This window comes from Pseudomonas sp. GW456-E7 (assembly GCF_059424105.1).
On the sequence record NZ_JBWKZB010000017.1, the window covers coordinates 91,240 to 117,551 of the forward strand.

Consider the following 26,312-nt stretch of genomic DNA (forward strand, 5'->3'; position numbering starts at 1 on the left):
ACAGCTCCTACAGGAGCATGGCGTCTGCAGCGCTTTTTGTAGGAGCTGCCGCAGGCTGCGATCTTTTGATCCTGCTTTTGAAAATCAAAAGATCGCAGCCTCGTTGCACTCGACAGCGCCTACAGGAGAATGGCGCTGACGAATGGCATGGGGGTGCCTGCCGTCATCACTGGCTGGAGCGAACGGCCCCTCCGTCAATCAACAGGTTCTGCCCGGTCAGGTAGCCCGCATGGCTGCTGCAGACGAAGGCACACAGCGCACCGAACTCCTCGGGTGAGCCGAAGCGTCTGGCAGGGATTTCGCGACGGCACTCGTCAAGGAATGCCTCACTGTCTTGCCCCATTTCGTGGGCAGCGGCGACCAGGTTGTCGCGCAGTCGATCGGTGTCGAACGAGCCAGGTTGCAGGTTGTTGATCGTCACATTGCGGCTGGCAATGTTTTCTTGCCGGGCCAGCCCCGCAACGAACCCCGTCAGGCCACTGCGCGCGCCGTTGGACAGGCCGAGGCTTTCGATCGGGGACTTCACGGCGCTCGAGGTGATGTTGATGATCCGGCCAAATCCCCGTGCCGCCATGCCGTCTACCGTTGCCTTGATCAGCTCGATAGGGGTCAGCATGTTGGCATCCAGCGCCTTGAGCCAGGCGTCGCGATTCCATTCGCGGAAATCCCCGGGAGGAGGGCCACCGGCGTTGTTGATCAGGATATCGAAATGCTCATGGGCCTTGAGCGCTGCCGCCCGACCCTCGGGCGTGGAAATGTCTCCGGCCACGGCGATGACCGTCACTTCAGGATTTATCGCCCTCAGCTGACGGGCTGTTTCATTCAGCGTGTCTTCGCCCCGTGCGGTGATCACCACGTTCACGCCTTCGGTGACGAGTGCCTGTGCGCAGGCTTTACCCAGACCTTTGCTGGCGGCGCAGACCAGCGCCCAACGTCCTGTAATTCCAAGATTCATGCGTGTGTTCCTGACAGAAAGAAGCTCATGTAAAACGCTGGCCTGTTCATGCGTGATCCACCGCTGCAGACAGGTTTGCCGATCGGGCGCCGATGCCCATGAAGCGTCGTACCCTCTCGCCTTCAGCTTCGCAGCGAATGGTTTCAGGGGCGGCATCGAGTTGAATATTGCCGTTCTCCATGAAAATCACCCGATCGGAAATCGACATGGCAAAGTCCATTTCGTGGGTCACGATCAGCATGGTCATGCCTTCCCTGGCCAGGTCGCGGATCACGTTGAGCACGTCGTTGACCAGTTCCGGGTCGAGGGCCGAGGTCGGCTCGTCGAACAGCATGATCTGCGGTTCCATGGCCAGGGCCCGGGCGATCGCCACGCGCTGTTGCTGGCCGCCGGAAAGCTGGTGCGGGTACTTGTGGGCATGGGCCAGCAGACCGACCTTGTCCAGCAGCGCATAGGCACGATGCTCGCTCAGCTCGCCCGGCTGGCCGTGGTACCGCGGTGCCAGGGTGATGTTGTCGAGAATGGTGCGGTGCGGGAACAGGTTGAAGTTCTGGAACACCATGCCGATGTGCCGCACGCCTTTGCGCAGGCGCGAGCCGTTGGGTTTGTCCGAGGCTTCGATGAAGGTTTCGCCGAACAACTTGATGTCGCCGGTATCGATGCTTTCCAGGCCGTTGACCGTGCGGATCAGCGACGTCTTGCCGGAGCCGGATGGCCCGATGATCGAGACCACCTGGCCGTAATCGACATTCAGGTCGATACCCAGCAGTACCTTGTGGGTGCCATAGCTCTTCTGGATGTTGTTCAGTTGCAGGATCGGCGTGGTGTTGTTGCCTGCGGCTTTGCGCGCAATGTCGGGCAAGGCTTCGGCGCTGGCCTTGAACCTGGCAATGGTGGCCGCGTCGAGTGTGTGCGGCTTGCGGAAGTTCAGGTCCAGGTAGCGCTCCAGGCGCTGCAGGAAATAGCCGAATACAGTGACGATCAACACGTAGTAGACGCCCACCGCCGCCAAGGTTTCCATGACCAGGAAGTTGGTGGCATAGAGGCGTTGGCCGACCGTGAGGATTTCAGTCAGGGAGATCACCGAGACCAGCGAAGTCAGCTTGACCACGGTGATGTATTCATTGATCAGGGTGGGCAGCGAAATACGGAACGCCTGGGGGATCACGATCAGGCGTTGCATGCCGAGTACGCCGACACCCAGCGCGCGCCCGGCTTCCTTCTGGCCCTTGGCCACGGAAATCAGGCCGCCACGATGGATCTCCGCCATGTACGCCGCTTCAGTGACCACCAGGGCCAGCAACCCTGCGTAGAAGGGGTTGGACAGAATCGGTCCGCTACCGGGAAACAACTGCGGCAGGTTGTAGACGAACACCACCAGTACCAGCAAAGGGATGCTGCGGAAAAACCAGATGTAGACTGCTGCAGGAATGCGCAGCAAGGGCGATTGGGACAGCTTGGCGGTGGCCAGGACAAAGCCCAGCAGCATGCCGATGAACCAGGCCAGGGCACTGAGCTGGATGACCGTGACGCAGGCATTCCAGAAGTCCGGCAGGGAGAACAGGGAGAAGAAATACGACCAATCGAATTGCATGGGACACCTCGATCTGCCGCCCCCATGCAGGGGCGGCAGATAACCAGACTACAAGGACAGGTTCTTAGTTGGCGGTCGGTTCTTCCAGGCCATATTTCTTGAGGATTGCTGCGTATTCTCCGCTCTTTTTCGTTTCCTCGAAGGCCTTTTGCACGGCCTGGTAGGTTTCGTCGTTACCTTTCTTGACGAAGATGCCCAGGGTTTGCTGATAGATCGGATGCTCGGTGGTGATCACGACCCGGCCATTGGTCTTTTCCGCGATCATCTTGGCGGCACCGGCGATTTCAACCTGGGCCTGGATGTTCCTGGACAACAGGGCCTGGGTCACTTCGGGCGCCGAGGGGTATTCGCTGACGGTGATGGCGCCCTTGTTGTTCGGCACGCAGTATTCGTCGGACAGCTTCCTGAATTCCTTGACCCAGGTGGTGCCCTGTTCCAGGCCCAGCTTCAGGCCACACAGGTCTTCAGGTTTTTTCGCATTGATCTCGCTGCCCTGGGGCACCATGACCGCGGCACCGGTGTTGGCATAGGCGATGGTCTGCGCCTGGGTCTGGCGCTCCGGCGTGATGTACATGCCGGAAATGATCGCGTCGTACTTGCCGGAGTTCAGGCCCAGGATCAGGCTCGGGAACTTGGTGTCGACGAACTCGACCTTGGCGTTCATGTGCTTGGCCAGTGCCGTTGCCAGCTCGGGGTCGGAACCCACCACATTCTTGTCCTTGTCGTAGGACTCGAAAGGAGGGTAGGTGATCTCCATGCCGACCTTGAACGAATCTGCCGCGGCCATGCTCGCCGAGGCGCCGAACATGCCGGCTGCCAATACAGCCAGGCTCAAGAGGTTCTTTTTATTGTTTTTCATTTTTACTGACTCCGGCATAGGTAGGGGGTTAGCTGAAAACTTCAATCAGGACGGTTGCGCCTGATTTTTCAAATGTCCGAAACTGGCGGGCTTGCGTGCCTTGCCTGGCAGTTGAACTTCCCCGTTGGCCACCCTCTGGCGCAGATACTGATAGGTCTGCAGCGCCTGGCCATACATGTGTTCGCCGATCGTGATCTCTTCGTAGTCGTTGCCGGCCTGGGCGAACCCGGGCAGCGGTTTGATCTGGGTGTGGTAGTCACAGGCATAAAACAGCGGGAAGGAATAACGCTCCTCCTTCACGCTGCGCACCCGGTGCGCAGTGGCAACGAATGCGCCTGCGGTCATCACCTCCAGCATGTCGCCGATGTTGACCACAAAGGCATCGGCAATCGGTGGTGCATCGATCCATTGGCCAAGATTGTTCATCACCTCGAGGCCGGGTTTGTCGGCCAGGAGGATGGTGAAGCACTCGTAATCAGTATGGGCGCCAAGACCCGGTGCGTCATGGGCGGTACCGTCGAACGGGTAGTGGATCAGGCGCAGCTTGGATGGCGGACGGGTGACCAGGCTGTCGAAGTAGTTTTCTTCCAGGCCCAGGGTCAGGGCGAAGCCGCCGAACAGGCGCCGGCCCAGGGCGAAGATCGCTTCATAGTAGGCCTGCACCGAGGCCTTGAAACCGGCCAGCTGCGGCCAGTCGTTGGGCCCCAGCAAGGGGGTGTTGGCCAGCACCAGCGGGTCATCGGCCGGGACTTCGAAACCGACGTCGAAGGCTTCCTTGTGGTCCGGCTTGCCCTTGGAATAGACCTCTTCGCCTTCGGGCACAAAGCCCTTGTGGGTCTGCGAGGTGCCGATGTAGTGGCGCATCTTGGTGTCGAGGGGCTGGTCGAAAAAGTCCTTGGCCGCCTTGCGCAGGTTGGCGATCAGTTGCGGGTCGATACCGTGGTTGGTGATATAGAGAAACCCGACTTCGCTGGCGGCGCGCCCCAATTGTTCGGCCACGGCCAGACGGTGTTCCAGTTCAAAGCTGAACAGACCGGCGATGTTGATCACCGGGATGCTGTTGAAGTTGGCTTTGAGTGTGTCAGTGCTGGCGCTGTTGTTTTTATTGTCAGGCATGACGCATCGGCTCCCTAAGGATGGCTTGAGTGGTGGAAACGCTCGAAGTGTTCGCGTTCGGTCTGGCCCATCCACACGTTCAACGACCACAGGTCGGCGACCGGGACATTGGTGAAGGGCAAGTGATGCAGGTAGCCGTCGGCGCCGAATTCCGGCGTCAGGGTGCTGACCTGGTAGCCGCGGGCCTGCTGCGAGCGCCAGATGCTTTCCCAGTGCTGCTGATGGAAGGCCAGTTCTTTTGCATATTCGGGCGCCGCCGGGTGCGGAACCTGTGGTCCCTGGTCATAACCGACCCGGGCCTGGATATGGTGAACCCGCTCGATGAACGCGCTCAGGTCATCGGCCGGATCATTCAACAGACGCTCGCAGGTCACGACCCAATGGCTGATGTCACTGGTGAACAGCAGCTCGGGCAGTTGCCGGATCAACTCCAGGGTCACCCAGGGGTTGAACAGCGAACGCGAGCGATGGGTTTCGAAACTGCAGACCTGACCGTGCTTGCGCGCCAGCTCCAGCGCCTGGCCAAAAAACTCCACCTGTTGCGCCAGGGACCAGCGGTCGTTGCCCGCCAGCACGTTGACGAAACGTGGGGAGAGTTCAGCGGCCCAGGCGAGCTTCTGGTCGAGGTCATTGAGGTGGACGGCAGGCGTTGCCGACTGATCCGGCAGCACGTCGTAGGCGCTGAAGACGGTGCTGATATAGCCCAGGCGGTTGGCCTGGAGAAAGGCGCCAAACTCAGCCCGCTCGCGGGCGTCCAGTGGCAGGCGCGCTTCCATGCCATCAAAGCCCGCTTGCAGCAACTCCTCGAGCGCCTGAGCCTTGCTGGCGGTGTAACCCCACAGCGTACGGAAAATTTCCAGCTTCATCGGTGATCCTCAAAAATCCAGGGCCTGCTGCAAAAGCACTTCGACGGCACCAGGCGGCTGAGCGATCAATGGTTGGTGGCGGCAGAGGACTTCGAAACCGGATCCCTGCGTAACCTGATCCCACTGAGCGATGCCGAGGCTGGTTCGCTGTGGAGCCGATGTTAGGCACAGGCCGAGAGGCGAAAGAATCCGAAAGTTCAAATGAATACTTCAGACTTTCGTTAACCAATAGCTGGCTATTTATCCCGCTGGCAAGGAGGGGTTTTGTGGGTGGATACGTGTCTGCGTTGGGTGTTGGCGCGGGGTGCCTTTACTACGACATCATTTTGAAGACTGCCAAGCGACATCGGGCCGCGAAGGGGCTAACCGATTGCTGACTGACTTCCTCAGGGCGTGTCCCCGTACACCGTCAATCTTTTTCACGCGCCAACCAAGGATCAGCTGTTTTCAGGTTTTCCGGTATTTTTTATCCAGGCATCAAGCTCTGAAACCATTTTGTTGACCTCACTGTCCTCTCGTTCCGAGGGGCGAACAATGGCGTTCCAGGCGATGTCGAGGCCGTCATTCAGGGCTGCCCACGCAAGCTCCCCACGCTCGAGGCTGGGGGTCACCAGATCCCGTTGCAATATGCTGATTCCGTAGCCTGAGCGCACCAGTTCAACGATGGCTTCGATCAACTCCACCGTGATCATGCGGCGTGGCAGGATGCTGGCGGGGGCGAAGAACCGGTCATATTCCCAGCCACTGGCGCGATCGGTCGAGTAGGTCACCAGGTTGTAGGTCTTGAAGTCTTCGGCGTAGATGTTTTTCCTTCCCGCCAGGGGATGGTCGGTGGCCATGATCGCAATCAGGTCGTCCCGAAAAAGCGGCAACCTGGCGACCCCGCTGGGCACCATGCCGTCGTCGATAATGGACACATCAAGCCTGCCTTGCATCAGGCTCGCGTAAACGTCGTTGCGGGGCACGGTCACCAGTGTGATTTCGATGTCTGGCCGAAGACTCGAGTAGTGCTTGATGAATTTTGGAATCCAGCGAAACGGTCCGTAGGACGTGACCCCCATACGGACAAACGCGGTGACGCCGCCGGCCATGGAGCGGGCTTCGGACTCTGCTTCATTGAGTATGGCGATGATGTCTTTGGCGGCCCGTTCCAGGCGCACGCCGGCAGGGCTGAGTCTGAGCTTTCCTCCCGATCTTTCCGTCAGGCTCACACCCAGCCGCCGCTCCGCTTCGCGTATGCGGTGGCTGACAGCTGAAGGTGTGAGCCATAAACGTTCGGCCACCGCGGTTATCGATTCGACTTCCGACAGGGTTTGCAACATCACCAGGTGATCCAGGGTCAGTCTCATTGTTGTGCGACCTGAAAATAATTCACAAAATTGCGTAAAATTATGAGCGTGACTTGTTTTTGGTGGCGATGCAATCTGAATCCAGCAGAGCCACCGGAGACCCACAACAATGACTACCCTGCCTTTCACACCAGCGCTCACCCTGGGCGATATCATCGATCTCGAGCATTACCCCATTACCGATCGCACCAGTCCCGCTTATCTCGCGCTGGTCACCCGCAGTCAGTCATTGCTGGGACAAGAGGGCGTTGCGATCTTTCCGGGTTTTGTTCGTCATCCATCGGTTATCGCCATGGCGCAACAGACACTAGCGTTGCACTCGCGCATGTTTCATTTTCGGGAAAACCACACGGTTTATTTCAAACCCCAGGACGAAAGCGTTGATCCGGAACATCCGCTACGACGCTTGATGAACACGGCAAAAGACACCGTCGCCTATGCCGATATTCCTGCCGACCATTTGATCCGGCAGATCTACGGATCGGACGAAGTCCTTGCTTTCATCAAGGATGTGCTTGATCTGGACACGCTCTATCGTCATGCCGATCCACTGGCTGCCCTTAACTTGCAGGGCTTCACGGCAGGGCAGGAATTGGGATGGCACTTCGATCGATCCGATTTCAGCGTCACGCTGTCGCTTCAGGCTGCGAGCGCTGGCGGGGATTTCGAGTACGTGCGCATGCTGCGCAACGAAAACGACGATTGCCATGACGCGGTCAGACACTTCCTCGATGACCCGCAAACACAGGCGGTAGAGGTTCTGCCGCAAGTGCCGGGAACCCTGACCTTGTTCCGAGGCCGCTATTCATTGCATCGGGTGACGCCGGTGGAAGGGGACAGGTTGAGACTCAATGCGGTGTTCGCGTATGTGGATCAACCCAACGTCGAATTCAGTGCCTATGCCCGCCAATTGTTCTATGGGCGCACCACCGTGGAACCACTGGGTTGAATTTCGCCAATAACAATAAAAGCAATTGATCCACGCCTTTGCCTCACATGTTTGCGCGCGTACCTGTCCATGCTGAATCTGATGGGCTCGTTGGTTCCTGTGTCGCATACAACAGTTCGCTGCCCCCAATAATAATGATTCGGAGCGTCTGATCATGAAAAGCAGGAAGAGTTTTCTGGCCTCGTTAATCACCCTCGGCTTGCTCGTCGGTAGTGCTTCAAGCCAGGCTTCGGGATGGTGTGAATCGGGCAAGTCGGTGAAGTTTGCCGGGTTGAACTGGGAGAGCGGGATGCTCCTCACCGACATCATGATGATCGTGCTCAAGGAAGGCTACGGCTGTGCGACGGATCAGTTGGTGGGTAACACCATCATTCTTGAGACCGCGCTGGCCGGCAACGACATTCAAGTGTTTGGCGAAGAGTGGATGGAGCGCAGCGAAGTCTGGAAAAAGGCAGCGGCAGCGGGGAAGGTCGTCGGGGTTGGCGCTCCAATCGTCGGTGCGACTCAAGGCTGGTACGTACCGCGCTATGTCGTGGAGGGGGATGCAAAACGCAATAGACCGGCGCAAGCACCCGACCTCAAGACAGTCGCCGACCTGAGCAAGTACCCGGGCATTTTCAAAGACTCGGAGGAACCGTCCAAAGGCCGTTTCTACAACTGTCCCGCTGGCTGGATCTGTGAGCAGGACAATACCGAAATGCTCAAAGAGTACGGTCTTGAAAACACCTTCACCAACTTCCGCCCCGGGACCGGGGCCGCATTGGATGCAGCGGTCCTGTCCAGCTACAAGCGCGGTGAACCGGTGTTGTTCTACTACTGGTCACCCACCCCGCTGATGGGACAGATCGATGCGATAAGACTGGAGGAAAAGACGGGCGCCAACAAGGACGTCATCACCATGGTCGGTCTCTCCAAGGCTTTTCATGAGCAGGCACCCGAACTGGTCGCGGTGCTGGAGAAGGTCAACATTCCCATCGATATGCTGAATCAGAACCTGGCCAGGATGACCCGCGAACGCATCGAATCACCGAAGCTGGCCAGGATATTTCTCAAGGAACACCCGGAAGTCTGGCATGCCTGGGTCGACGAAACCGCAGCCAAAAAGATCGAGGCATCGCTCTGACCGATCTCGTGGGCAAGGATGCCCACCCCTTGCAATGTCCCTCTAAACACAACCTCGCTACTGATTTTTACTGCTTCGACACAGAGGCGGTTCCACTTTGCGTCCGGGAATTACGAACATGATCAAATCACGAGCGGCTGTCGCCTTCGCGGCAAACCAACCCCTGCAGATTGTCGAAATCGATGTGGCGCCGCCGCAAGCTGGTGAGGTACGGGTGCGCATTGTGGCAACAGGTGTCTGCCATACCGATGCGTTTACCTTGTCCGGTGCCGATCCGGAAGGGATCTTCCCCGTCATTCTTGGCCACGAAGGTGGCGGTATCGTCGAAGCGGTTGGCGAGGGGGTGACCTCACTTGCGGTGGGCGATCATGTGATCCCGCTCTACACCCCGGAATGCGGCGACTGCAAATTCTGTAAATCCGGAAAGACCAATCTCTGCCAGAAAATTCGTCAAACCCAGGGCAAAGGATTGATGCCGGACGGTACCAGTCGCTTTTCCTATAACGGCCAACCCCTGTTCCACTACATGGGCACTTCGACTTTTTCCGAATACACCGTGCTGCCGGAAATCTCGCTGGCCAAAATTCCCAAGGAGGCTCCGCTGGAGCAGGTATGCCTGCTCGGTTGCGGTGTGACGACCGGCATTGGTGCGGTGCTCAACACCGCCAAAGTCGAGCAGGGCGCCAGCGTGGCGATCTTCGGCCTGGGGGGGATCGGGCTGGCCGCCATTATCGGCGCCACCATGGCCAGGGCCGGTCGAATCATTGCGATCGATATCAACCCGGCCAAGTTCGACATCGCCAGGCAATTGGGCGCTACCGACTTCGTCAACCCCAAGGACTACGACAGACCGATCCAGGACGTGATCGTCGAGATGACCGAGGGGGGTGTCGACTACTCCTTCGAATGCATTGGCAACGTCCATCTTATGCGTGCTGCCCTGGAGTGTTGTCACAAGGGCTGGGGAGAGTCGGTGATTATCGGTGTCGCCGGCGCGGGCCAGGAAATCAGTACTCGACCGTTCCAGTTGGTGACCGGTCGCGTCTGGCGCGGCTCGGCTTTCGGCGGCGTCAAGGGGCGCAGCGAATTGCCTTCCTATGTCGAGAAGGCTCAGGCCGGTGAAATCCCGCTAAACACCTTTATCACCCATACCATGGGGCTTGAGGACATCAACAAGGCCTTCGAGTTGATGCATGAAGGCAAGAGCATTCGCACTGTTATCCATTTCGATCGCTGATTGAATCGTCCTGGCGTTGAGCGTCAGACGTCTCGCGCACGGTCCAACTGCAATACCCACTCACTGTGTCTTTATAAAGAGAGCATCCAATTGAGCATATTCACTCACGTCACCGTCGGTACCAACGATCTGCAAAAGGCTCGCCGCTTTTACGACAACGTGCTCGGCGCACTCGGCCAGAAACGCATTGCCGACCTGGATGACAACGGCTCGATCTGGGGTCAGAGCGCCCCGTCATTCTTCGTATTGAAACCGGCCAATGGCGCTCCTGCCAGCGTCGGCAACGGTGTCACCGTCAGCTTTGAAGCACCGGATCGCGCCGCTATCGATGCCTTCCACGCTGCAGCCCTGGCCTGCGGCGGTACCGACGAAGGCGCACCCGGGCCACGGGGCTGGGCACCCGATGCCTATGCCGCCTATGCCCGGGATCTGGACGGTAACAAGCTGGCCGCATATTGCTTCAAGGCTGAGTGAGCCTCATTCGAATGAGGTTGTGGTCATTTCCTGAATGATGCCAGTGACCCTGTTTCAGGGTTCGTGTATCAGGCGGCCGGTCGTTAGCCTTTCGCTACCATCGGCCGCAGTTGGCCGATTGTGGCCTTTCTCGAAGGGCTGCAACCGAGCCAAAGCTGCTTGTCGCGAACGAATTCAACCGGTTGTTGGCTGTCATACGAAGGAGCCCCAGACGCCACCCATTCCAGGACATCAAGTCATGGGCATGACCGCTCCGTTAGTGAAATCGCCCTCAGCCAGCATTTGCTTGAGTCGCTCCCGTTCTTCCGTACCGGGTAGCACGCCAGTCGTCGTCGCCTCCAGCACCGTGACTCCCTGCGCGTTGAGAATCCGGACTTCGGCTTTTGCATGACCACGTTCATCGATGTCAGCGATGAGCCAGTGACAGGTGATGGGCTCGCCTGGATAAACCGGTCGTTTGAATTCGAAACTCATCCCTGTCGCCAGCCAGCCGATTTGACCGCCAATTTCGGTGACGAGGCTGGCGGTCAGAAGGCCATGGGCAATGGGCGCCTTGAACCTGCGCAGTTGCGCGTAGCGCGCATCGCAGTGAACGGGGTTGTAGTCTCGAGAGATTTGCGCGAACTGACGAATGTCATCCTCTGTAAAACAGCGGACTATGGTGAATCGGTCACCGACCTGGAGACCTTCGGCGGCACGTTCTCTCGGGCTTTTCATAAGCGCTCCATGGTTGCGGTGAAGCAGTGGCTAAAACGTAAAATGTTTTGCTGATAAAGGATCAACCGCGGGCCTGTTCGATCAGCAGCACCAGCGCGATGATGATCATGGCGGCTCCAGAAAATCGGCTGACTCGTTGAGCGGCCGCAGGGCGCGCCCGAAGAATAACTTGCGAGCCAAATCCCACCAGCAGGTAGATCACGCCACAACTGACAGTGTGGACGAGTCCCAGCGCAATCATTTGCATCGGTACGGGCCAGGGAGCGGTCGCGTCGGCAAATTGAGGCAAGAGCGCCAGGAACAGCAGGAACACTTTCGGATTCAGCCCGCTCACGCAAAGCCCCTTGAGCGCCCAGTGCTTCCATGAGCCCGACGCCTGAGTTTCATCCGCGTGAGGTGTAGAAGGGCGGGCAAGCATGTTGGCGCCCAACCAAAGCAGGTAACCCGCTCCGGCAACCGTAAGCCCCGACAAGGCCATAGGATGGTTGGCGACCAATGTGCCCACACCGCCGGCAACAATCATTGTGGCGATCAAATGGCCGGATAACAGACCGCCCACTGCGGGCAGGACGACTCGATGCTTCAACCCTGCCGAAATCGCGTAGGCCCAATCGGCGCCCGGCGTGATGATGAAAAGAATCGATACAGCCCAGAACGCAACGAAAACGCTAAAGGTCATGACGCTACTTACTCCTTGAGTCAAAGGCCGCATCTGCATCGTTTCCAGCGTTGCGCGGCAATGAATGATTGAAGGAAGAATAATGAAATCTTGTTAGAATTTACTTTCAAAGATGGTCATCAGAACGGCTCTGTTTGGGAGATTCTTCTATATGGACAGGATTGATCGAAAAATTCTTTCCGAGCTACAAAAGGATGGTCGCCTGTCGGTCACCGAACTGGCCGAGCGCGTGGGCCTGAGCCTTTCCCCGTGCCATCGGCGAGTCAGGGCCTTGGAGGAGTCTGGAGTGTTGCTGGGTTATCGCGCACGACTGGACCCCGGCGCACTCGGCCTGAACTTTTCCGCCATGGTGTTTGCCACGCTTCGCGAGGGTGACCGGCAAGCGGTCGAAGCTTTTGAAACTGCGCTCGTCGAAATACCCCAGGTGGTCGATGCCCAGCGTCTGTTTGGGGAGCCGGACTACCTGCTGCACGTGGTAACCCAGGATCTGCCGGCCTTCCAGAGGCTTTACGATGAGAGCCTCTCGACGTTACCCAACGTGCAACGGCTGACCTCGACGCTCGTCATGAAGCGGGTCGTCCAGGACAGGCCTCTTCCTTTCTGATGGGCAGGGTGCATGTGGTTCTTCATGAGCGTCGGGAGCGACCGCTTTTGGCCGTTCCATGCCGGTCACGGCTGGCTGCTTTTGGCTGCAGCCCTCTCGACTCATGGCTGTCAATCCCCCAAAGCGCTACGCTCGCAGGCTCGCTCCTTCAAGGACAGACGATGCCGATATGAAACACATACTTGATCGTTTACGTGGCTGGGCCAGAAAGCTCAAACGGGAAACGATGGTTCTCTGGTTTTGCTACCAGCATCCGCAAACCCCCTGGTTACCCAAATGGATTTCGGTTTTTGTCGTGGCGTATGCGCTGAGTCCAATCGACCTCATTCCCGATTTCATTCCTGTGCTTGGGTATCTGGACGATGTGATTATTTTGCCGCTTGGCATTCTGCTCGCTATTCGCTTGATGCCTGCACAGGTGCTCGAGGAGTGTCGGTTCAAAGCGAGTGAGTGGGAGAAAAACCACAGGAAGCGGCCAGCGAACAGATTGGCTGCGGTGATCGTTGTATTGGTCTGGCTCGTTGCTGCGGGCAGTTTGGCAGCTTGCTTGCTGTCCTGATCTTTTTTGAACTCGGGTTGAAAGCACTTATCCAAAAAATATGTGGGAATGTTTCCCACGCAACGATGCCAACTGGCTCTGAGGGATCGTGCGGATACCGCAGTAGCTCGTCAATGTTGCAGGTTGATGGCCGTGTCGGTTGGCCGGCTGCTCCAATGGGCGGCCGGGAACTTACTGGACATTGCGTTCGATACGGAGATGAGTTCGCAACTCCATGCGGAGGTGCATCATGCTGCTCAAGAAATGTTTATTGGCTCTGGCAATCGGTGGAGTCCTGTCGGCATCGACTGTCCTGGTGCCCGATTACATCGGTAGTTTCTCCAGCGTGTATGCCAAGGATGGCGGCAGCGGTGGAGGCGGTGGAGGCGGTAGTGGTCACGGTGGCGGTGACGGCGGCGGTGGCCACGGTGGTGGTGACGGCGGTCACGGTGCCGGCGGCCATGGAGGCGAGGGTGGCGATCATGGTGCAGCAGGCCATGACGGTGACGGACGCGGCGACGCTGACCATGGTGGTGTAGCCGGGAACAAAGGCCCGGGCAATGCCCATGACAACGACGCGGACGACGCTGATCATGATGCTGACAACGATGCCGCCGATGCAGCCAGGGACGCTGCCAAGGCTGATGCCAATGCAGCCCGGGACGCGGCCAGAGCGACTGCTGATGCCGCTCGCGATGCGGCAAAAGCGACTGCAGATGCTGCCCGGGACGCCGCCAGGGCTGAAGCAGATGCCGCCCGGGATGCCGCAAAAGCGGCTGGCGTAGCGGACGATGACGCAGACGCAGCCAGAGACGCTGCCCGTGCCGCTGCAGATGCCGCGAGGGATGCCGCCAAGGCCGACGCAGATGCCGCCAGGGATGCTGCCCGGGCCAACGCGGATGCCGCTCGGGACGCCGCCAAAGCCGAGGCGAAGGCAGCCAGAGAGGCCGCCAAAGCCGACGCGAAGGACGCCAGAGAGGATGTGGCGGATGCTCCGGACGAACCGGATCTCGACGCGGTCGAGGTAGAGAACTGAGCCTGCACGTTCGGCAATGAACACGGCAGGCAAACCGTAGAAAACGTCCCGGGAGCTTGAGGGACGTATCGGCAAAGAGTCGCAAGCCCTGAAACGTCATGGGGTTTGCGACTTTTTTTCGGCTATCGAGCCAAATCTCTACTGTCAGATCGACCGCTGATTCACGCGCTGAGTCAGTTCTTGCGCGGACTCTTTGCGTTCCGAGTAGCGGTCAACCAGGTCGGGGCGATCCCGTAGCAGCAGGGTAAATTTCACCAGCTCCTCCATGACGTCCACCACCCTGTCGTACAGCGATGAGGGTTTCATGCGATTGGCGTCGTCAAACTCCAGAAAAGCCTTTGGCACGGAAGATTGATTGGGAATGGTGAACATGCGCATCCAGCGTCCCAGCACGCGAAGCTGATTCACCACATTGAAGGACTGGGAGCCGCCGCAGACTTGCATGACCGCGAGGGTTTTACCCTGGGTTGGGCGAATGGCCCCCAACGCCAACGGCACCCAGTCGATTTGCGCCTTGAACACCGCAGACATCGAGCCGTGGCGCTCTGGCGAGCACCAGACCTGTCCTTCAGACCATTGCATCAGTTCGAGCAGTTCCTGGACTTTCGGGTGATCGGAGGGCGCGTCGTCGGGCAGCGGCAGGCCGGATGGATTGAAGATCCGCGTCTCGGCGCCGAAGTGTTCGAGCAACCGGGCTGCTTCCTCGACCAGCAGGCGACTGAACGACCGCGCACGAGTCGAGCCGTATAACAACAGGATGCGCGGCTTGTGCTGGTCGTTGCGTCCATGGGCGATGGGTGGGGTCAGTGCCGTGTCGAGATTGGGCAGGGAATGGGTCATAAGGGCTCCGGTCAAAGCGTGCCGATGCGTTCGAGTTCGCGCTTCAATGCATCGCGGTCAAGGTGTGCAAAAGGCAGTTCGAGGAAGGCCCGGCAGCGCGTTTCGATGCGCGCCAGGGTTGAGTGGAACGCTGCCGCTACCCGTGCTTCATCGCCCGTTATGTCCGAGGGGTCTTCCAGGCCCCAATGGGCTTTCAGTGCCGGGCCGAAGTACACCGGGCACGCTTCGCCGGCAGCCTTGTCGCAGACCGTGATGACGATGTCCGGCGGGTTGGCTTCGAAAGCCTCGTTGCCTTTGCTGCTCAAGCCGTCGATGGCAATGCCGGCCTCTTGCAAGGTGCTCAGGCTGCGGGGCAGCACTTGTCCCTTGGGGAAACTGCCGGCACTGATCGCCTCGAAGCCTTCTGGCGCGAGATGGTTGAACATGGCTTCGGACAGGATGCTGCGACAGCTGTTGGCGGAACACATAAACAGAACGCGCATGGTGACTCCTCTTTGCGGTCGCACAGGGCTATACGCTCAGGCGCAAGGCCAGGGCAGACAAGGTGATGAGCAGGATCGGCAGGGTCAGGACCACGCCGACCTTGAAGTAGTAACCCCAGGTAATGCGGATGCCCTTGCGCTCCAGAACATGCAGCCAGAGCAGGGTGGCCAGGCTGCCGATGGGGGTGATCTTGGGGCCCAGGTCAGAGCCGATGACATTGGCGTAGATCATGGCTTCACGCACTACGCCTGTGGCGTCACTGGCTTGAATCGACAGTGCGCCCACCAGCACCGTGGGCATGTTGTTCATGCCCGATGACAACAAGGCCGTGAGCAGGCCGGTGCCCAGCGCGGCGCCCCAGATGCCGAACTCGGCCATGCGGTTCAGGGCCATGGTCATGTAGGTGGTCAGTCCGGCGTTCTTCAGCCCGTACACCACCAGGTACATGCCCAGGGAAAAGATCACGACCTGCCAGGGCGCTTCACGCAGTACCCGGCGGGTGGAAATCACATGCCCGCGCGCCGCCACGGCGAACAGCAGCGCGGCACAGACTGCTGCGATGGCGCTGACCGGAATGCCCAGGGGCTCCAGGGCAAACAGACCGACCAACAACAGGGCCAGAACGATCCAGCCGACGCGGAAGGTCAGGGGATCACGCACGGCGCGTCGCGGATCCATCACGTCATCGAGCGCGTAGTGCCGGGGAATGTCACGGCGGAAAAACCGGTACAGCACCACGAGTGTGGTCGCCACGGCAACCAGATTGACCGGCACCATGATGGCGGCGTATTCGGCGAACCCCAGGTCGAAGTAGTCCGCCGAAACGATGTTGACGAGGTTGGACACCACCAGGGGCAGGCTCGCCGTGTCGGCGATAAAGCCGGCCGCCATGACGAACGCCAGGGTGGACGCTGGCGAAAAACGCAGTGCGAGCAGGATTGAAACAACGATGGGGGTCAGGATCAGGGCGGCGCCGTCATTGGCAAACAACGCGGAGACGCCGGCCCCCAGCAGTATCGTGAAGACGAACAGGCGTCGCCCGTCACCCTTGGCCCAGCGCGCCACATGCAAGGCGGCCCACTGGAAGAACCCGGCCTCATCGAGCAACAGGCTGATGATGATCAGCGAGATGAAGGTCGCGGTGGCGTTCCAGACAATGGCCCACACCAGCGGAATATCGTGCAGCGTCACGACGCCTGCCAGCAGGGCCAGAACGGCGCCCAGGGAGGCGCTCCAACCGACGCCCAGGCCCTTGGGTTGCCAGATGACCAACACCATGGTGAGCAGGAAAATGGAAAGCGCAGTCAGCATGTGGATTCTCGACGGTTGAAGGGTCAGCAGCAGGCGGCAGTGTTGAGAGGGCGGTCGCCCATGGCGTTCAGACGAGTGCTGTTGTCCTCAAGCCAGTCGGCGTTCGCTGCCAGCGTGGTCTGCAGAACATCACGCACCCACGCGGGCAGATCAGGGTTGAGCCGGTAATACACCCACTGCCCCTGGCGGCGGTCGAGAAGCAGGCCGCATCCGCGAAGCTGGGCAAGATGGCGGGAAATTTTCGGCTGGCTATCGTCCAGGGCACAGACCAGCTCACACACGCATAACTCGCCTTCACGGGCAATGAGCAAAGTGGCCCGGGCGCGGGTTTCGTCGGACAGGCATTTGAATACGGCGGCAGGGTTGAGCATTGGCGTGGCTCTGTACATGTGGTTATCCGAATATACGTTTATCCATATGTTATGTGCAAGTCGCCAAGGCTCAAGAAGGGCGGGGATGTTCAGGTATGCGATAGACTTGCGCTGTTTCGAGACAAGGCAAAGGAGATGCAGTGCATGGAATCGTTTAGCGTTCGCGAGCTGAAAACCACTGACGCTGAAGCTTTACTGGCGTTCGAAATCCGCAACCGTGAATGGTTCGAATCGCATATCGATGCGCGCGCCCCTGGGTTTTATTCGTTGCGCGGTGTCGCCGATCATATCGATAGCTATCTGTCGGGTTTGGCCAGCGGCGCCTGGCACCCGTTTGTCATCGAGGACTCAAGCCAGACAATCGTTGGTCGAGCCAATCTGAAAAGCATCGACCTGGCGATGGGGTCAGCCGAAGTGGGCTATAGGATCGATCAGCGCGTGTGTGGGCAGGGGCTGGCAACACGAGCGCTGAGGCACCTGATCCAGCAGGCACAGGCGCGCTGGGGGCTTGCGCAACTGGTGGCCTATGCCTTCAAGGAAAACCTGGGCTCCAGAAAGGTACTGGACCGCTGCGGATTCAAGCTTGAGCAACCTTGCCGTGATGACAGCACGGGCAGCGAAGAGCGATTCGTCCTGTCGTTTCAATAGTTCTGCAAGCCCGTAGCAGGTTGCTGCGGGCTACTCCTGATCCTGATCTGCCGCCACCTCTTGCCAGCTGTCATCCGGGTCAAAGCGCTTCATCCCCAGCGCCAGTTTTTCACCTTCGGGCCCCAGGTCTTTCTCGAACACCTGGCCTTCGTGACTGATCATGAAGCTCATCACCCCGGTGACGTTGTACTTCGCCGGCCAGGCGATCAGGGCAAAGCCGCGGCTCATCTTGTCGCCGATGAGATAACTGTAGGCACCACCCGGTGCCGAAGGCCCCTGGCCGTGAAGGATACGGAAGCGGTAGCCATGCCATTCTTCGTCAGCAATGGCTTTGCCGAACGAAGGCCCCAGCGGGCTGATCTGGCCGCTATCGTCTTGCGCCCAATAGAGTCCGTCGTGCTTGCCGGGGGTGCTGAAGATTTTCTGCGCATACTCGAGTGCGCCATCACCGTCCCGATCGACTGACGCATAGTCCATCTGGGCGTCGTGATAGGCCAGCACCGATTGCACCGCGTCGAGTTCATTGCGGCCGATCTGGCGTGCGCGGATCTCGGCACTGCCGGCCTTCAAGTCGAAGCGCCAGCCGCTCGCCACTTTGACCAAGGGGATCGGCAGTGTCCAGTTCTCGGGGCCGACCGCCAGGATGCCCTTGTTGTCACCGCTTTTTTCAATGTGGTGTTGCTCGCGGTACTGCTGCAAAAACGCATCGACGTCTTTGCGCTGCACGCCTTCACGCGGGATGTAATTGTGCCAGTCACTGCCGAGCAGTTCCGTCAGGCGAGCCTGGTCGGCGTGTTCCGTACCCAGTGCCTGGACCAAGGCTTCTGCGGCCTTTTCCGGGGTTGGAAAGGCCTGCTGCGCCGTCGCCATGCACGACCACAACAAGCCCGCAGCTATCGCAAGGACAGGAGGCAGCAAGCCCGTGAGTCCTTTCACTCGAGGATGGTTTTTCAACGACGGCCCCCCCTTTGACGCGCTGGTGGATTGGACGGCCGACTGACCTGGTGACCGGCCGAACGGGCGGCACTGGGGCGATGGGCGGATGCCTGGCTGGCCCGGCCACGATTGGCCTGGATGTTGGCCTGGGACGGTGAGCGTGCGCCGGCGAACGCATTGTTACGGGCACTGCCGGCACTGGCGGCGGGCCGTTTGTTCGGCGCTTGCCGCGTCTGCGCGGCGCCTTCTCTGCGCTGGTTCAACTGAGCGGACTGGTTCCTGGGTTCCTGGCGGGCCTGGGTCCTCGGCTGCTGATTTTCCCGGGTGTTTCTGGCGGTACCCTGGCCTCTGTCAGCCGCCTTGGGCCTGTCCGCACCGCCCTGTAGCCGATTGCCGTCCGCGGCTGAGGACTGGAGTTTGCGCGTTTGATCTCGGGCTTCGCGGTTGCTGGTGGCGGGTCGTTCGATACCGTGCTTGTCCATTGAACTGCGGGCCTTTTCACGGGCCTGGGCGCGCTGGGCAGTGTCCCCGCGATAGGCTTCACGCTGACTGGCACCGTTGAGTTGACGGCCGTATTGCGCACGGCTCGCATTGTCCCGATAGGGCACGCCATTGCGGTGCACCGGGTTGTGCTGCCATTTGTTGTTGGTGATCCGGTTGTTGGCGTTGATGTTGTTGTAGCGATTGACGTCGATGTCGATGTCGTTATTGCCCCAGTCACACTCACCCCACAACGACCCAATGATCGCCACGCCGGCGCCAAACGCGAGTCCGGCCATCAGGGCCTGGCCAGGGTAATAGGCCGGTGGCGGTGGATAGTACGCGGGCGGCGACGCCGGGTAGGGCCAGGTGCCGTAGGTGGTCGTCGGGTTATACGTGGGGACGTACACCACCTGCGGATCGGCAGGCTGGATGATGATGGTGGAGCTGCTGGCCGGCGCCGGTTCCGCAGCAGGCGCTGGAGCCGGTGCCGCATTCGTGGTTGCAGGTGCTGGCGCCGCGACATTCTGGATCGTCACGTTCTGATACTGGTTGCTCTGCAGATTGCCGGCTGCCTGTGCCTGGCGACGCAAGCGTTGCGCGCTTTCCATGACATCGTCGGGCTGCGCCAGGAAGGCATCACCCAGGCGTTGCACCCACACGGGATCCTGCCCCAGCGTTGCCAGGACCTGCGGGAAGGCAACCAGCGCCTGCACGCTCGGGTCCCAGGGCTGGTTCGCCACCTGTTTGACCGCGTCGTCACCCTTGGCGTCCGGGTGCGCTTTGGACCAGCTGACGGCCTCGCCGACTTCCCCGGGATAGGTGGTGGCCATCAGCACCTGCGCAAACAGAGGGTCCGGGTACAGCGCAATGGGCGCCAGCATTTGATCCAGCTGTTCCTGGTTGAACACCGGATCCTTGGTCGCCGGGGCGACGGGCGCCGTATCGGTCGCGACGGCCGGTGCGGGGGCTGCGGCAGGTGCCGGAACCGGGGCCGGTGCGGCAGCGGTCGCATCCGCACCCAGTGCCAGGCTGGAAGCTCCGCTCAGTAACAGTACGGCCGACAACGCGTAAAGCAATGGAATGTGCATTGCACCCCCCATGTGGTGAGGCAGGCTTGAAATGAGTGGATCAATCCCTGGCAGGTGAAAGCCGACTCTGCAAGCCACAGAGCTGCGCCTCGACACCGCTTCCTAATGGTAGCAGCTGATTTGAAGGACCCCGGCTGGCTTTGAGACGCTGTGATCCAGGTCCTGATTCTGATCAATGTGCGCTGGCATCGCTTTCGTGTTCTTCGGCAAATGCCATGAACACGTCCAGGTCCAGCACATCCAGCTTGATCCGGGAGATGAACGCCGAGAAGGCCAGGTTGGCCGCCAGCAGACGCAGATCAGAGGCCCAGGCCGGAAGGTAGGTCGGTCCCTTGAGCCAGCCGGATTCGAACAATGGCGCCAGGCGCACCGTGTCCGCCAGGCTGAGGCGCCCTGCAAACAAATGCCCGATCAGTTCCGGCCGGTTATCGCGGATTGCAATGCGCAGCAGGGTGTGGACGCCGAGCAGCCCGGTCAGGTAAGCGGCGTCCTTGGTAAAGGCTGAACCGCCCCGCAGATCGGCGCCGCGGAACACCCGTTGGGTTGAGCGGAAGGATTCCTCTTGCGTCTGCCCGGCAGCCAGAAAACCTTCGAATACCTGGATGAAGTCGGCGCCCTCCAGCGCCTGCTGGACGGCCAGTACGCGCAGGGCCAGGCGACGCAGGCGGTTGATGTCCATGCTGCCGGTGAACAGTTCGGCCAGGGTGGCAATGCCCTCCTGGGTCTGGGTTGTGCGCGGTGCGCCCAGGCCCAGGCTGGTGAGGTTGGGCTGCCGCGCGCCGTTCTGTGCGGTGGCGACATGCACGAAGGCCTCGTGTTGCAACAGCTGGTGCTTGTCCAGCTCCGAGAACAGCGCACTGGCCCGCAGGCGAATGCGGCTCGATCCGGCAATGGCCTTGGCGGCCAGGTTCGGATCGAGCACGACCGTGATCTGGCCGACGCCGAAGAAACGGTCCAGTTCCGGTTGAATCCAGGCGGCGAACACTTTGGCCGGGATCTCGGCGGGGCAGGGTGGAATTCGTGCTCCTCCCAGCAGGGCGTCGGTGGTCTGGAGGAAGAATCGGGCCGCGTCGAGCATGCTCAGTTGCAGGCGCGGATAATAGAAATCCGGACGCCGGTACAGCGCTGACGAGTATTGGGTAAAGGCGGGAGTCCCCATGGCCCCCAGCATGTGCCCGGCCGTGGCATAGCTACGGGCGGTCAGGGCCAGGAAGTTCCCGGCCGGATGCCCCACATCGCAATGGCTGATGAAGGTTTCCAGGGCGGCGATGTCGGCGCTGTGGTCGCGGGGCTGCAACTTGACATCGGGCAGCGTGGCCCGCCCGCTACGCCATTTCGCCAGGAAGTCCTCCTCGACGCCATCGGGCCAGGACAGCGCATCGAGCACGCGGATCCTGCGGGTCAGGCCGGGCAGGGCGGCATCGAGTTCGGACAGGGCAGCGGCACTCATGGATAGCTCCTTGAGGGACGAGGTGAGGTTACAAAAAGCTTAGTCGTCGCGGGCGGTGGCGTGTCGAGCCGTAGAGGCAAAGTCGATGAAGGCCTTGAGCGCTGCGGGCACATGACGGCGGCTGGGGTAATACAGGTGCAGGCCCGGGTAAAAGGGGCACCAATCGGCCAGCACCTGGATCAGGCGGCCATCGGCCAGGTACGCGGTGACCATGTCCTCGAACACGTAGGCCAGACCCACACCTTGCAACGCCGGGCCGATCATCAGGCTGACATCGCCGAGCGTGAGCGGGCCGCTGACGTCGATTTCCTGGGTGATCGCGCCGCGTTCGAATTCCCAGCGGTACATCGAGCCGCTGGGGAAGCGATGGCGAATGCACGGGATGCCATGCAAGTCCTCGGGTTTTCGGGGGGCGGCATGTCGCTCGAAGAATGCCGGCGAGCCCACGACCACCGAGCGCATGTTCGGCCCGATGGGCCGCGAGACCATGTCGGCTTCCAGACGGTTGCCGAAACGTACCCCCGCGTCAAAACCGCCAGCCACCACGTCGACCAAGGCGTCGCTTTCGACGATCTCGAGGCGGATATCCGGATACGCCTTCAGGAAATGGCTGACGATCGGCAAGAGCACCAGCTCGCAGGCCTGTCGCCCTGCGGTCATGCGCAGGTTCCCTGAGGGCTTGTCGCGAAAGCTATTGAGGTCTTCCAAGGCATCATCGATGTCCCGGAAGGCTGGTTTCAGCCGTGCGAAAAGTCGTTCCCCGGCGTCAGTCAACGCCACGCTGCGCGTCGTGCGATTGAACAGGCGTACGCCCAGGCGATTCTCCAGCGCTCGCAATGAATGACTGAGTGCCGAGGGTGTCAGGCCCAGTTCGACCGCTGCCCGGCTGAAGTTCAGGTGCCGGGCGATGCACAGGAAGATCGACAGGTCGGCGGTGGAGGGGGATTTCATTTGTGAGCACCATTCACAAAGGCATGCAAAATTGCTGGGATTATCACATCAGTAGCACAGCCTTAAAGTGGCATCAACTCATCGAGAAGGCCCGGCAACAACGCTCGGGTCGCTGACAGGAGGAGTTGAAATGCGTACCTGGTTCATTACTGGCGCTTCTCGTGGTTTTGGCACCCTCATCGCAGAACACGCCCTGCGTGCCGGCGACGCTGTGATTGCCACCGCTCGTCAACCACAAGACATCACTGATCGCCTGGGCGATCACCCGAACCTGCTCGCCGTGCGGCTGGACGTCACCCGCGAGGAAGAGGCGCATCAGGCGGTCGCCGAAGGCATCAAGCGTTTCGGGCGCATTGACGTGCTGATCAACAATGCCGGCTTCGGCGTGCTGGGCGCGGTGGAAGAGACCAGCGCCAGCGAAACCCAACGCCTGTTCGCCACCAACGTGTTCGGCGTGCTCAACGTCACCCGCGCGGTACTGCCGCACATGCGACGCCAGCGTAGCGGTCATGTGATCAATATCTCGTCGATCGGTGGCTATCAGGCCTACATGGGCTGGGGTGTCTACGGTTCCACCAAGTTTGCGGTGGAGGGTATTACCGAAGCGCTGCATCAGGAGTTGGCGCCACTGGGCATCCATGCGACGGTTGTCGAACCCGGGTTCTTCCGCACTGACTTCCTGGACGAGCAGTCGCTGATCAAGACCGCCCTGGAGCTGCCTGACTACGAGGAGACCGTCGGCAAGATGCGCCAGTTTGCCGAAGGCGCCAACCATGCGCAGCCTGGCGATCCGGTGAAGTTCGCCGAAGCGATGCTCGCGCTGGTCAATGCCCCGAAACCGCCACAACGCCTGGCGCTGGGCAGCGACACTGTTGCACGCATCGAGGCGAAAAACCGCTTTGTGGAGGCGGAGTTGAGCGAATGGAAAACGTTGGCGCTGTCCACCGACTTCGAGGTGTGACGTGTACAGGGGCCGTGTGGCGGTTCAATACCTGTCCAACGCGGCCTCAGAGCAGGCTCCACGACACCCCGACGTACATCGCCATGCCCTCGCCGGGGGTGGAGCGTGCCGCGTCCAGGCCTTTGTCGTCGTAGCCCGGCGTGACCGTGGCGGCATAGTGCTTGTCGGTCAGGTTGCGCAGGTCCAGCCAGGTCTGCCAGTCGCCCTTGGGCGCGTTGTAGCCCAGGGTCGCGCCGAATATGGCGTAGGGATCGGCGTAGTAGCTGTTGGCGTAATCGACCGCCACCTTGGACACCCATTGCGTGTTGACCGCGGCGAAGAAGCCTTGTGGCCAGTCGTAGCGCAGTTCGCCCTGGTAATAGTGCATCGGCAGGCCGGGCAGGCGGTTGTCGCCGAAGCGGTCATCGTCGCGGTAGTGGAAGTCACTGAAGGTGTAGCTCTGGCGCAGGCTCAACTGGCCGCCATCGCCCGGCGACCAGAGCGGGCTCAGCAGGCTGGCTTCGACGCCCTGGTGCACGGTGGGGCTGGCGTTGAGCTCGTACGGCGTGGTGGCGTTGGCGTCCGGCAACACCGAGAGCAATTCGTGGTGCACCTGGGCGTAGTACCAGGCCAGGCTCCACTGTCCCAGGGTGCTGTCACCGCGACCACCGATTTCCAGGGTGGTGGCGGTCTGGTTTTGCAGCGTGACCGGATCGCGCTGGGCGCCTGTGGCGGGGCCGCTGCCAGCGGGGAAGCGAATGTTGGAGCTATAGATCAGCGACCAGGGATGCGGCGCCTCGACCGAGCGACTGAGATTGCCGAACAGTTGCAGGTCAGGTGTCAGTTGGTAGCGCAAGCCCACGCGCGGGGCATAGTCCCAGTCGTGCAGGCTGGTCTTGCCGCCTTCCTGCGGATAGGTGACGTCGCTTTCACGGCGGGTGTAGATGGCGGCCAGGCCGGTGGTCAGCCACAGATCGTCGGCGATCTCCAGGTCGTTGCCGACATGCAGGACCGTGTCCGAGCCCTGGTAGGTGAAGTTGCGCATCAGCGTGCCCGGTGCATAACCGGCGGTGTTGCCGGTGGGGATGCGCACGAACTCGCTGGCGCCTGAGTTGGGCAGGTGTTTGGTCACCCGCAGGCCCAGGGTGCTCTGGCTTTGCAGGCCCCAGAGGGTGTCGCGGCGCTTGTAGTCGAACGTGCCGCTGACGTCGGTGTACGCCACCTTCAGGCGGTTGGGCCCCTCACGCAAATCCATGGGGTAGTCGTGGTAGACCAGGCCGGTCTGGATGCTCGAATCGTCATCGAGGTACCAGGTGGTCTTGTTGCCGATAAAGGTGCTGCCCGGCTCGTCGCGGCGATCGTCCCGCGCCACGTAGGCGGGGTTGGCCGCCCGTGGATCGTGCTCGATCGAGTGCTTGGTCACGCGTCCCGCGAGGTCGTTGTCGGTCTGGCGGTGGCGCAGGTAGAAGCGCGTTTCCAGGTTCGGGTTGAAGCGATAGCCGAAGTTGGCGATCACGCCCTGGCTCTCGCTGGCCGTGTGGTCCTGGTAGCCGTCGGCGTTTGCGTCGGTCATGGCCACGTAGTAATCGAAGTCACCCAGCACCTGTCCGGAGCTGACCTGACGCTGCTGATAACCGTGACTGCCCGTTGCGTAGCGTACCTGCAACTTCGGCGCGTTGTAGCCGGTATGGCTGACGTAATCGATGGCCCCGCCCAAGGCCAGGGCACCGCGGTCGAAACCGTTGGCGCCGCGCAATACTTCCACATGGTCGAGCCACAGCGGTTCCAGCAGTTCATAGGGCGTGCCGCCAGGGCCGGTCAGCGGCAGACCGTCGAGCATGGTGTACAGCCCCGAGGCGTGGGCACCCGGTGCACGGTTGATGCCCGATCCGCGGATCGAGATCTTCACTCCCTCATTGCCTGCCGACTGGGCATAGATCCCGGGCTGATAAGCCAGCACATCCTGGTTACTCGCCACGCGGCCCTGCAGCGGACGGCGCATGTCGACCACATTGGTACCGCCGGGTACCTGGGCCAGCCGGGCCCTGGCGTCCTCGATCCCCTGGTCCTCGTCACTCTGGTCCTCGGCCCCGATCAGCACCTGCCCCAATTCAAGGCCCTGAGCCTCGGTCATGGCCGGACAAACAAGGGCCAGGCCCAGCAGCGCGGCGGGCAGGGAATTAGGCGAGGGCATGGGGGAAACTCCAGACGTACAGGGAACGGACAATGAACAGTGCGACGCAAGAATGAACGAAGGGAACACATGGCAATTTGGTTTTTTGCCCACCGGATATTTCCAGTGGCGCTAAGGTCACTGCAACGCCCGGGTCCGGGTCTGGCTGACCGGTCCGAAGGGGGGGGGAGGGTTCTTCACGCATTTCCGGAAAACTGGCGCGTAATCGTTAACGACCATCGCTGGCAAGCCAGCTCCCACAGGGGACCGTGCCCACACTGAAACTGTAGGAGCCAGCCTGCTGGCGATGGACTCCAGTGCGCCGCGTTCATCCGGTTAACACGCGTTATCGTTAACAACCATCGCAGGCAAGCCAGCTCCCACAGGGGACCGTGCCCACGCTGAGACTGTAGGAGCCAGCTTGCTGGCGATGGATTCAAGCGCGCCGCGTTCATCCGGTTAACACGCGTTATCGTTAACGACCATCGCAGGCAAGCCAGCTCCCACAGGGGACCGTGCCCACGCTGAAACTGTAGGAGCCA

The 26,312-nt window shown here is 60.6% G+C and carries 26 protein-coding genes; 9 read left to right on the top strand and 17 right to left on the bottom strand.

Features of this window, described 5'->3' with window-relative positions; translation table 11 throughout:
• Window positions 1-166: 166 nt before the first annotated feature.
• From AC07YV_RS13470 to AC07YV_RS13495, 6 genes are all read right to left on the bottom strand, one after another.
• Window positions 167-955 carry an SDR family oxidoreductase gene (locus AC07YV_RS13470; protein WP_102702417.1) on the bottom strand — a complete coding sequence of 263 codons (789 nt, stop codon included), beginning with the start codon at window positions 953-955 and terminating at the stop codon, window positions 167-169.
• 46 nt (window positions 956-1,001) lie between these two features.
• A complete protein-coding gene (locus tag AC07YV_RS13475) occupies window positions 1,002-2,549 on the bottom strand; it encodes an amino acid ABC transporter permease/ATP-binding protein (RefSeq protein WP_102702416.1) in 1,548 nt (515 codons plus the stop codon).
• A gap of 64 nt (window positions 2,550-2,613) precedes the next feature.
• Complete coding sequence (locus tag AC07YV_RS13480) at window positions 2,614-3,408, bottom strand: ABC transporter substrate-binding protein (protein ID WP_102702415.1); 795 nt, start codon at window positions 3,406-3,408, stop codon at window positions 2,614-2,616.
• Window positions 3,409-3,453: 45 nt separating this feature from the next.
• A complete protein-coding gene (locus AC07YV_RS13485) occupies window positions 3,454-4,524 on the bottom strand; it encodes an isopenicillin N synthase family dioxygenase (protein WP_102702414.1) in 1,071 nt (356 codons plus the stop codon).
• Between the two features lie 14 nt (window positions 4,525-4,538).
• A complete protein-coding gene (locus tag AC07YV_RS13490) occupies window positions 4,539-5,390 on the bottom strand; it encodes a sugar phosphate isomerase/epimerase family protein (protein ID WP_102702413.1) in 852 nt (283 codons plus the stop codon).
• Between the two features lie 437 nt (window positions 5,391-5,827).
• The gene (locus AC07YV_RS13495; protein ID WP_102702412.1) at window positions 5,828-6,739 is read right to left on the bottom strand and encodes a LysR family transcriptional regulator; all 912 of its coding nucleotides are present in this window, start codon (window positions 6,737-6,739) and stop codon (window positions 5,828-5,830) included.
• 109 nt (window positions 6,740-6,848) lie between these two features.
• On the opposite strand from AC07YV_RS13495, the gene AC07YV_RS13500 reads away from it, so the two are divergent.
• The 4 genes from AC07YV_RS13500 to AC07YV_RS13515 all read left to right on the top strand — a co-directional run bounded on the left by AC07YV_RS13500 (window position 6,849) and on the right by AC07YV_RS13515 (window position 10,522).
• The gene (locus AC07YV_RS13500; protein WP_102702411.1) at window positions 6,849-7,688 is read left to right on the top strand and encodes a HalD/BesD family halogenase; all 840 of its coding nucleotides are present in this window, start codon (window positions 6,849-6,851) and stop codon (window positions 7,686-7,688) included.
• Window positions 7,689-7,842: 154 nt separating this feature from the next.
• A complete protein-coding gene (locus AC07YV_RS13505; RefSeq protein ID WP_102702410.1) occupies window positions 7,843-8,811 on the top strand; it encodes an ABC transporter substrate-binding protein in 969 nt (322 codons plus the stop codon).
• Window positions 8,812-8,929: 118 nt separating this feature from the next.
• Window positions 8,930-10,048, top strand: coding sequence for an S-(hydroxymethyl)glutathione dehydrogenase/class III alcohol dehydrogenase (locus tag AC07YV_RS13510; protein ID WP_102702409.1), 1,119 nt, complete (start codon window positions 8,930-8,932; stop codon window positions 10,046-10,048).
• Between the two features lie 90 nt (window positions 10,049-10,138).
• Window positions 10,139-10,522 carry a VOC family protein gene (locus tag AC07YV_RS13515; RefSeq protein ID WP_102702408.1) on the top strand — a complete coding sequence of 128 codons (384 nt, stop codon included), beginning with the start codon at window positions 10,139-10,141 and terminating at the stop codon, window positions 10,520-10,522.
• 231 nt (window positions 10,523-10,753) lie between these two features.
• Here the strand turns inward: AC07YV_RS13515 and AC07YV_RS13520 are convergent, their stop codons facing one another.
• Both AC07YV_RS13520 and AC07YV_RS13525 read right to left on the bottom strand, forming a co-directional pair.
• Window positions 10,754-11,239, bottom strand: coding sequence for a MaoC family dehydratase (locus tag AC07YV_RS13520; RefSeq protein ID WP_102702407.1), 486 nt, complete (start codon window positions 11,237-11,239; stop codon window positions 10,754-10,756).
• Between the two features lie 61 nt (window positions 11,240-11,300).
• Window positions 11,301-11,918, bottom strand: a complete 618-nt coding sequence (locus tag AC07YV_RS13525) for a LysE family translocator (RefSeq protein WP_102702406.1) — start codon at window positions 11,916-11,918, stop codon at window positions 11,301-11,303.
• A gap of 151 nt (window positions 11,919-12,069) precedes the next feature.
• Between AC07YV_RS13525 and AC07YV_RS13530 the strand changes: the two genes are divergently transcribed.
• The 3 genes from AC07YV_RS13530 to AC07YV_RS13540 all read left to right on the top strand — a co-directional run bounded on the left by AC07YV_RS13530 (window position 12,070) and on the right by AC07YV_RS13540 (window position 14,096).
• Window positions 12,070-12,522 (top strand): Lrp/AsnC family transcriptional regulator, encoded by a 453-nt coding sequence (locus tag AC07YV_RS13530; protein ID WP_095967251.1) that lies wholly within the window; start codon window positions 12,070-12,072, stop codon window positions 12,520-12,522.
• 169 nt (window positions 12,523-12,691) lie between these two features.
• Window positions 12,692-13,081 (top strand): YkvA family protein, encoded by a 390-nt coding sequence (locus AC07YV_RS13535; protein WP_102702418.1) that lies wholly within the window; start codon window positions 12,692-12,694, stop codon window positions 13,079-13,081.
• Between the two features lie 229 nt (window positions 13,082-13,310).
• The gene (locus AC07YV_RS13540) at window positions 13,311-14,096 is read left to right on the top strand and encodes a hypothetical protein (RefSeq protein WP_173900866.1); all 786 of its coding nucleotides are present in this window, start codon (window positions 13,311-13,313) and stop codon (window positions 14,094-14,096) included.
• Between the two features lie 144 nt (window positions 14,097-14,240).
• On the opposite strand, the gene arsH is transcribed toward AC07YV_RS13540, so the two are convergent.
• The 4 genes from arsH to AC07YV_RS13560 are packed head-to-tail and all read right to left on the bottom strand — an operon-like array spanning window position 14,241 to window position 17,101.
• Entirely contained in the window at window positions 14,241-14,936 is a 696-nt protein-coding gene (gene arsH, locus AC07YV_RS13545; RefSeq protein ID WP_258685756.1) for an arsenical resistance protein ArsH, read from the bottom strand.
• Between the two features lie 11 nt (window positions 14,937-14,947).
• Complete coding sequence (locus AC07YV_RS13550; protein ID WP_102702403.1) at window positions 14,948-15,418, bottom strand: arsenate reductase ArsC; 471 nt, start codon at window positions 15,416-15,418, stop codon at window positions 14,948-14,950.
• Between the two features lie 28 nt (window positions 15,419-15,446).
• A complete protein-coding gene (locus AC07YV_RS13555; protein ID WP_102702402.1) occupies window positions 15,447-16,730 on the bottom strand; it encodes an arsenic transporter in 1,284 nt (427 codons plus the stop codon).
• Between the two features lie 23 nt (window positions 16,731-16,753).
• Window positions 16,754-17,101, bottom strand: coding sequence for a metalloregulator ArsR/SmtB family transcription factor (locus tag AC07YV_RS13560; protein ID WP_095966895.1), 348 nt, complete (start codon window positions 17,099-17,101; stop codon window positions 16,754-16,756).
• A 144-nt stretch (window positions 17,102-17,245) separates the two neighbouring features.
• Here AC07YV_RS13560 and AC07YV_RS13565 point away from each other — a divergent pair, with 144 nt between their 5' ends.
• Entirely contained in the window at window positions 17,246-17,749 is a 504-nt protein-coding gene (locus AC07YV_RS13565) for a GNAT family N-acetyltransferase (RefSeq protein ID WP_102702401.1), read from the top strand.
• 30 nt (window positions 17,750-17,779) lie between these two features.
• On the opposite strand, the gene AC07YV_RS13570 is transcribed toward AC07YV_RS13565, so the two are convergent.
• From AC07YV_RS13570 to AC07YV_RS13585, 4 genes are all read right to left on the bottom strand, one after another.
• A complete protein-coding gene (locus AC07YV_RS13570) occupies window positions 17,780-18,619 on the bottom strand; it encodes a DUF2950 domain-containing protein (RefSeq protein WP_102702400.1) in 840 nt (279 codons plus the stop codon).
• An 80-nt stretch (window positions 18,620-18,699) separates the two neighbouring features.
• Window positions 18,700-20,256 (bottom strand): DUF3300 domain-containing protein, encoded by a 1,557-nt coding sequence (locus tag AC07YV_RS13575; RefSeq protein WP_102702399.1) that lies wholly within the window; start codon window positions 20,254-20,256, stop codon window positions 18,700-18,702.
• A 172-nt stretch (window positions 20,257-20,428) separates the two neighbouring features.
• On the bottom strand, window positions 20,429-21,706 hold the full coding sequence (locus AC07YV_RS13580) for a tyrosine/phenylalanine carboxypeptidase domain-containing protein (protein WP_102702398.1): 1,278 nt from the start codon (window positions 21,704-21,706) through the stop codon (window positions 20,429-20,431).
• A 39-nt stretch (window positions 21,707-21,745) separates the two neighbouring features.
• Entirely contained in the window at window positions 21,746-22,657 is a 912-nt protein-coding gene (locus AC07YV_RS13585; RefSeq protein ID WP_102702397.1) for a LysR family transcriptional regulator, read from the bottom strand.
• Between the two features lie 130 nt (window positions 22,658-22,787).
• On the opposite strand from AC07YV_RS13585, the gene AC07YV_RS13590 reads away from it, so the two are divergent.
• Entirely contained in the window at window positions 22,788-23,618 is an 831-nt protein-coding gene (locus tag AC07YV_RS13590) for an oxidoreductase (RefSeq protein ID WP_102702396.1), read from the top strand.
• A gap of 46 nt (window positions 23,619-23,664) precedes the next feature.
• Here AC07YV_RS13590 and AC07YV_RS13595 read toward each other — a convergent pair whose 3' ends face one another.
• A complete protein-coding gene (locus tag AC07YV_RS13595) occupies window positions 23,665-25,791 on the bottom strand; it encodes a TonB-dependent receptor family protein (protein ID WP_102702395.1) in 2,127 nt (708 codons plus the stop codon).
• Window positions 25,792-26,312 lie beyond the last annotated feature (521 nt).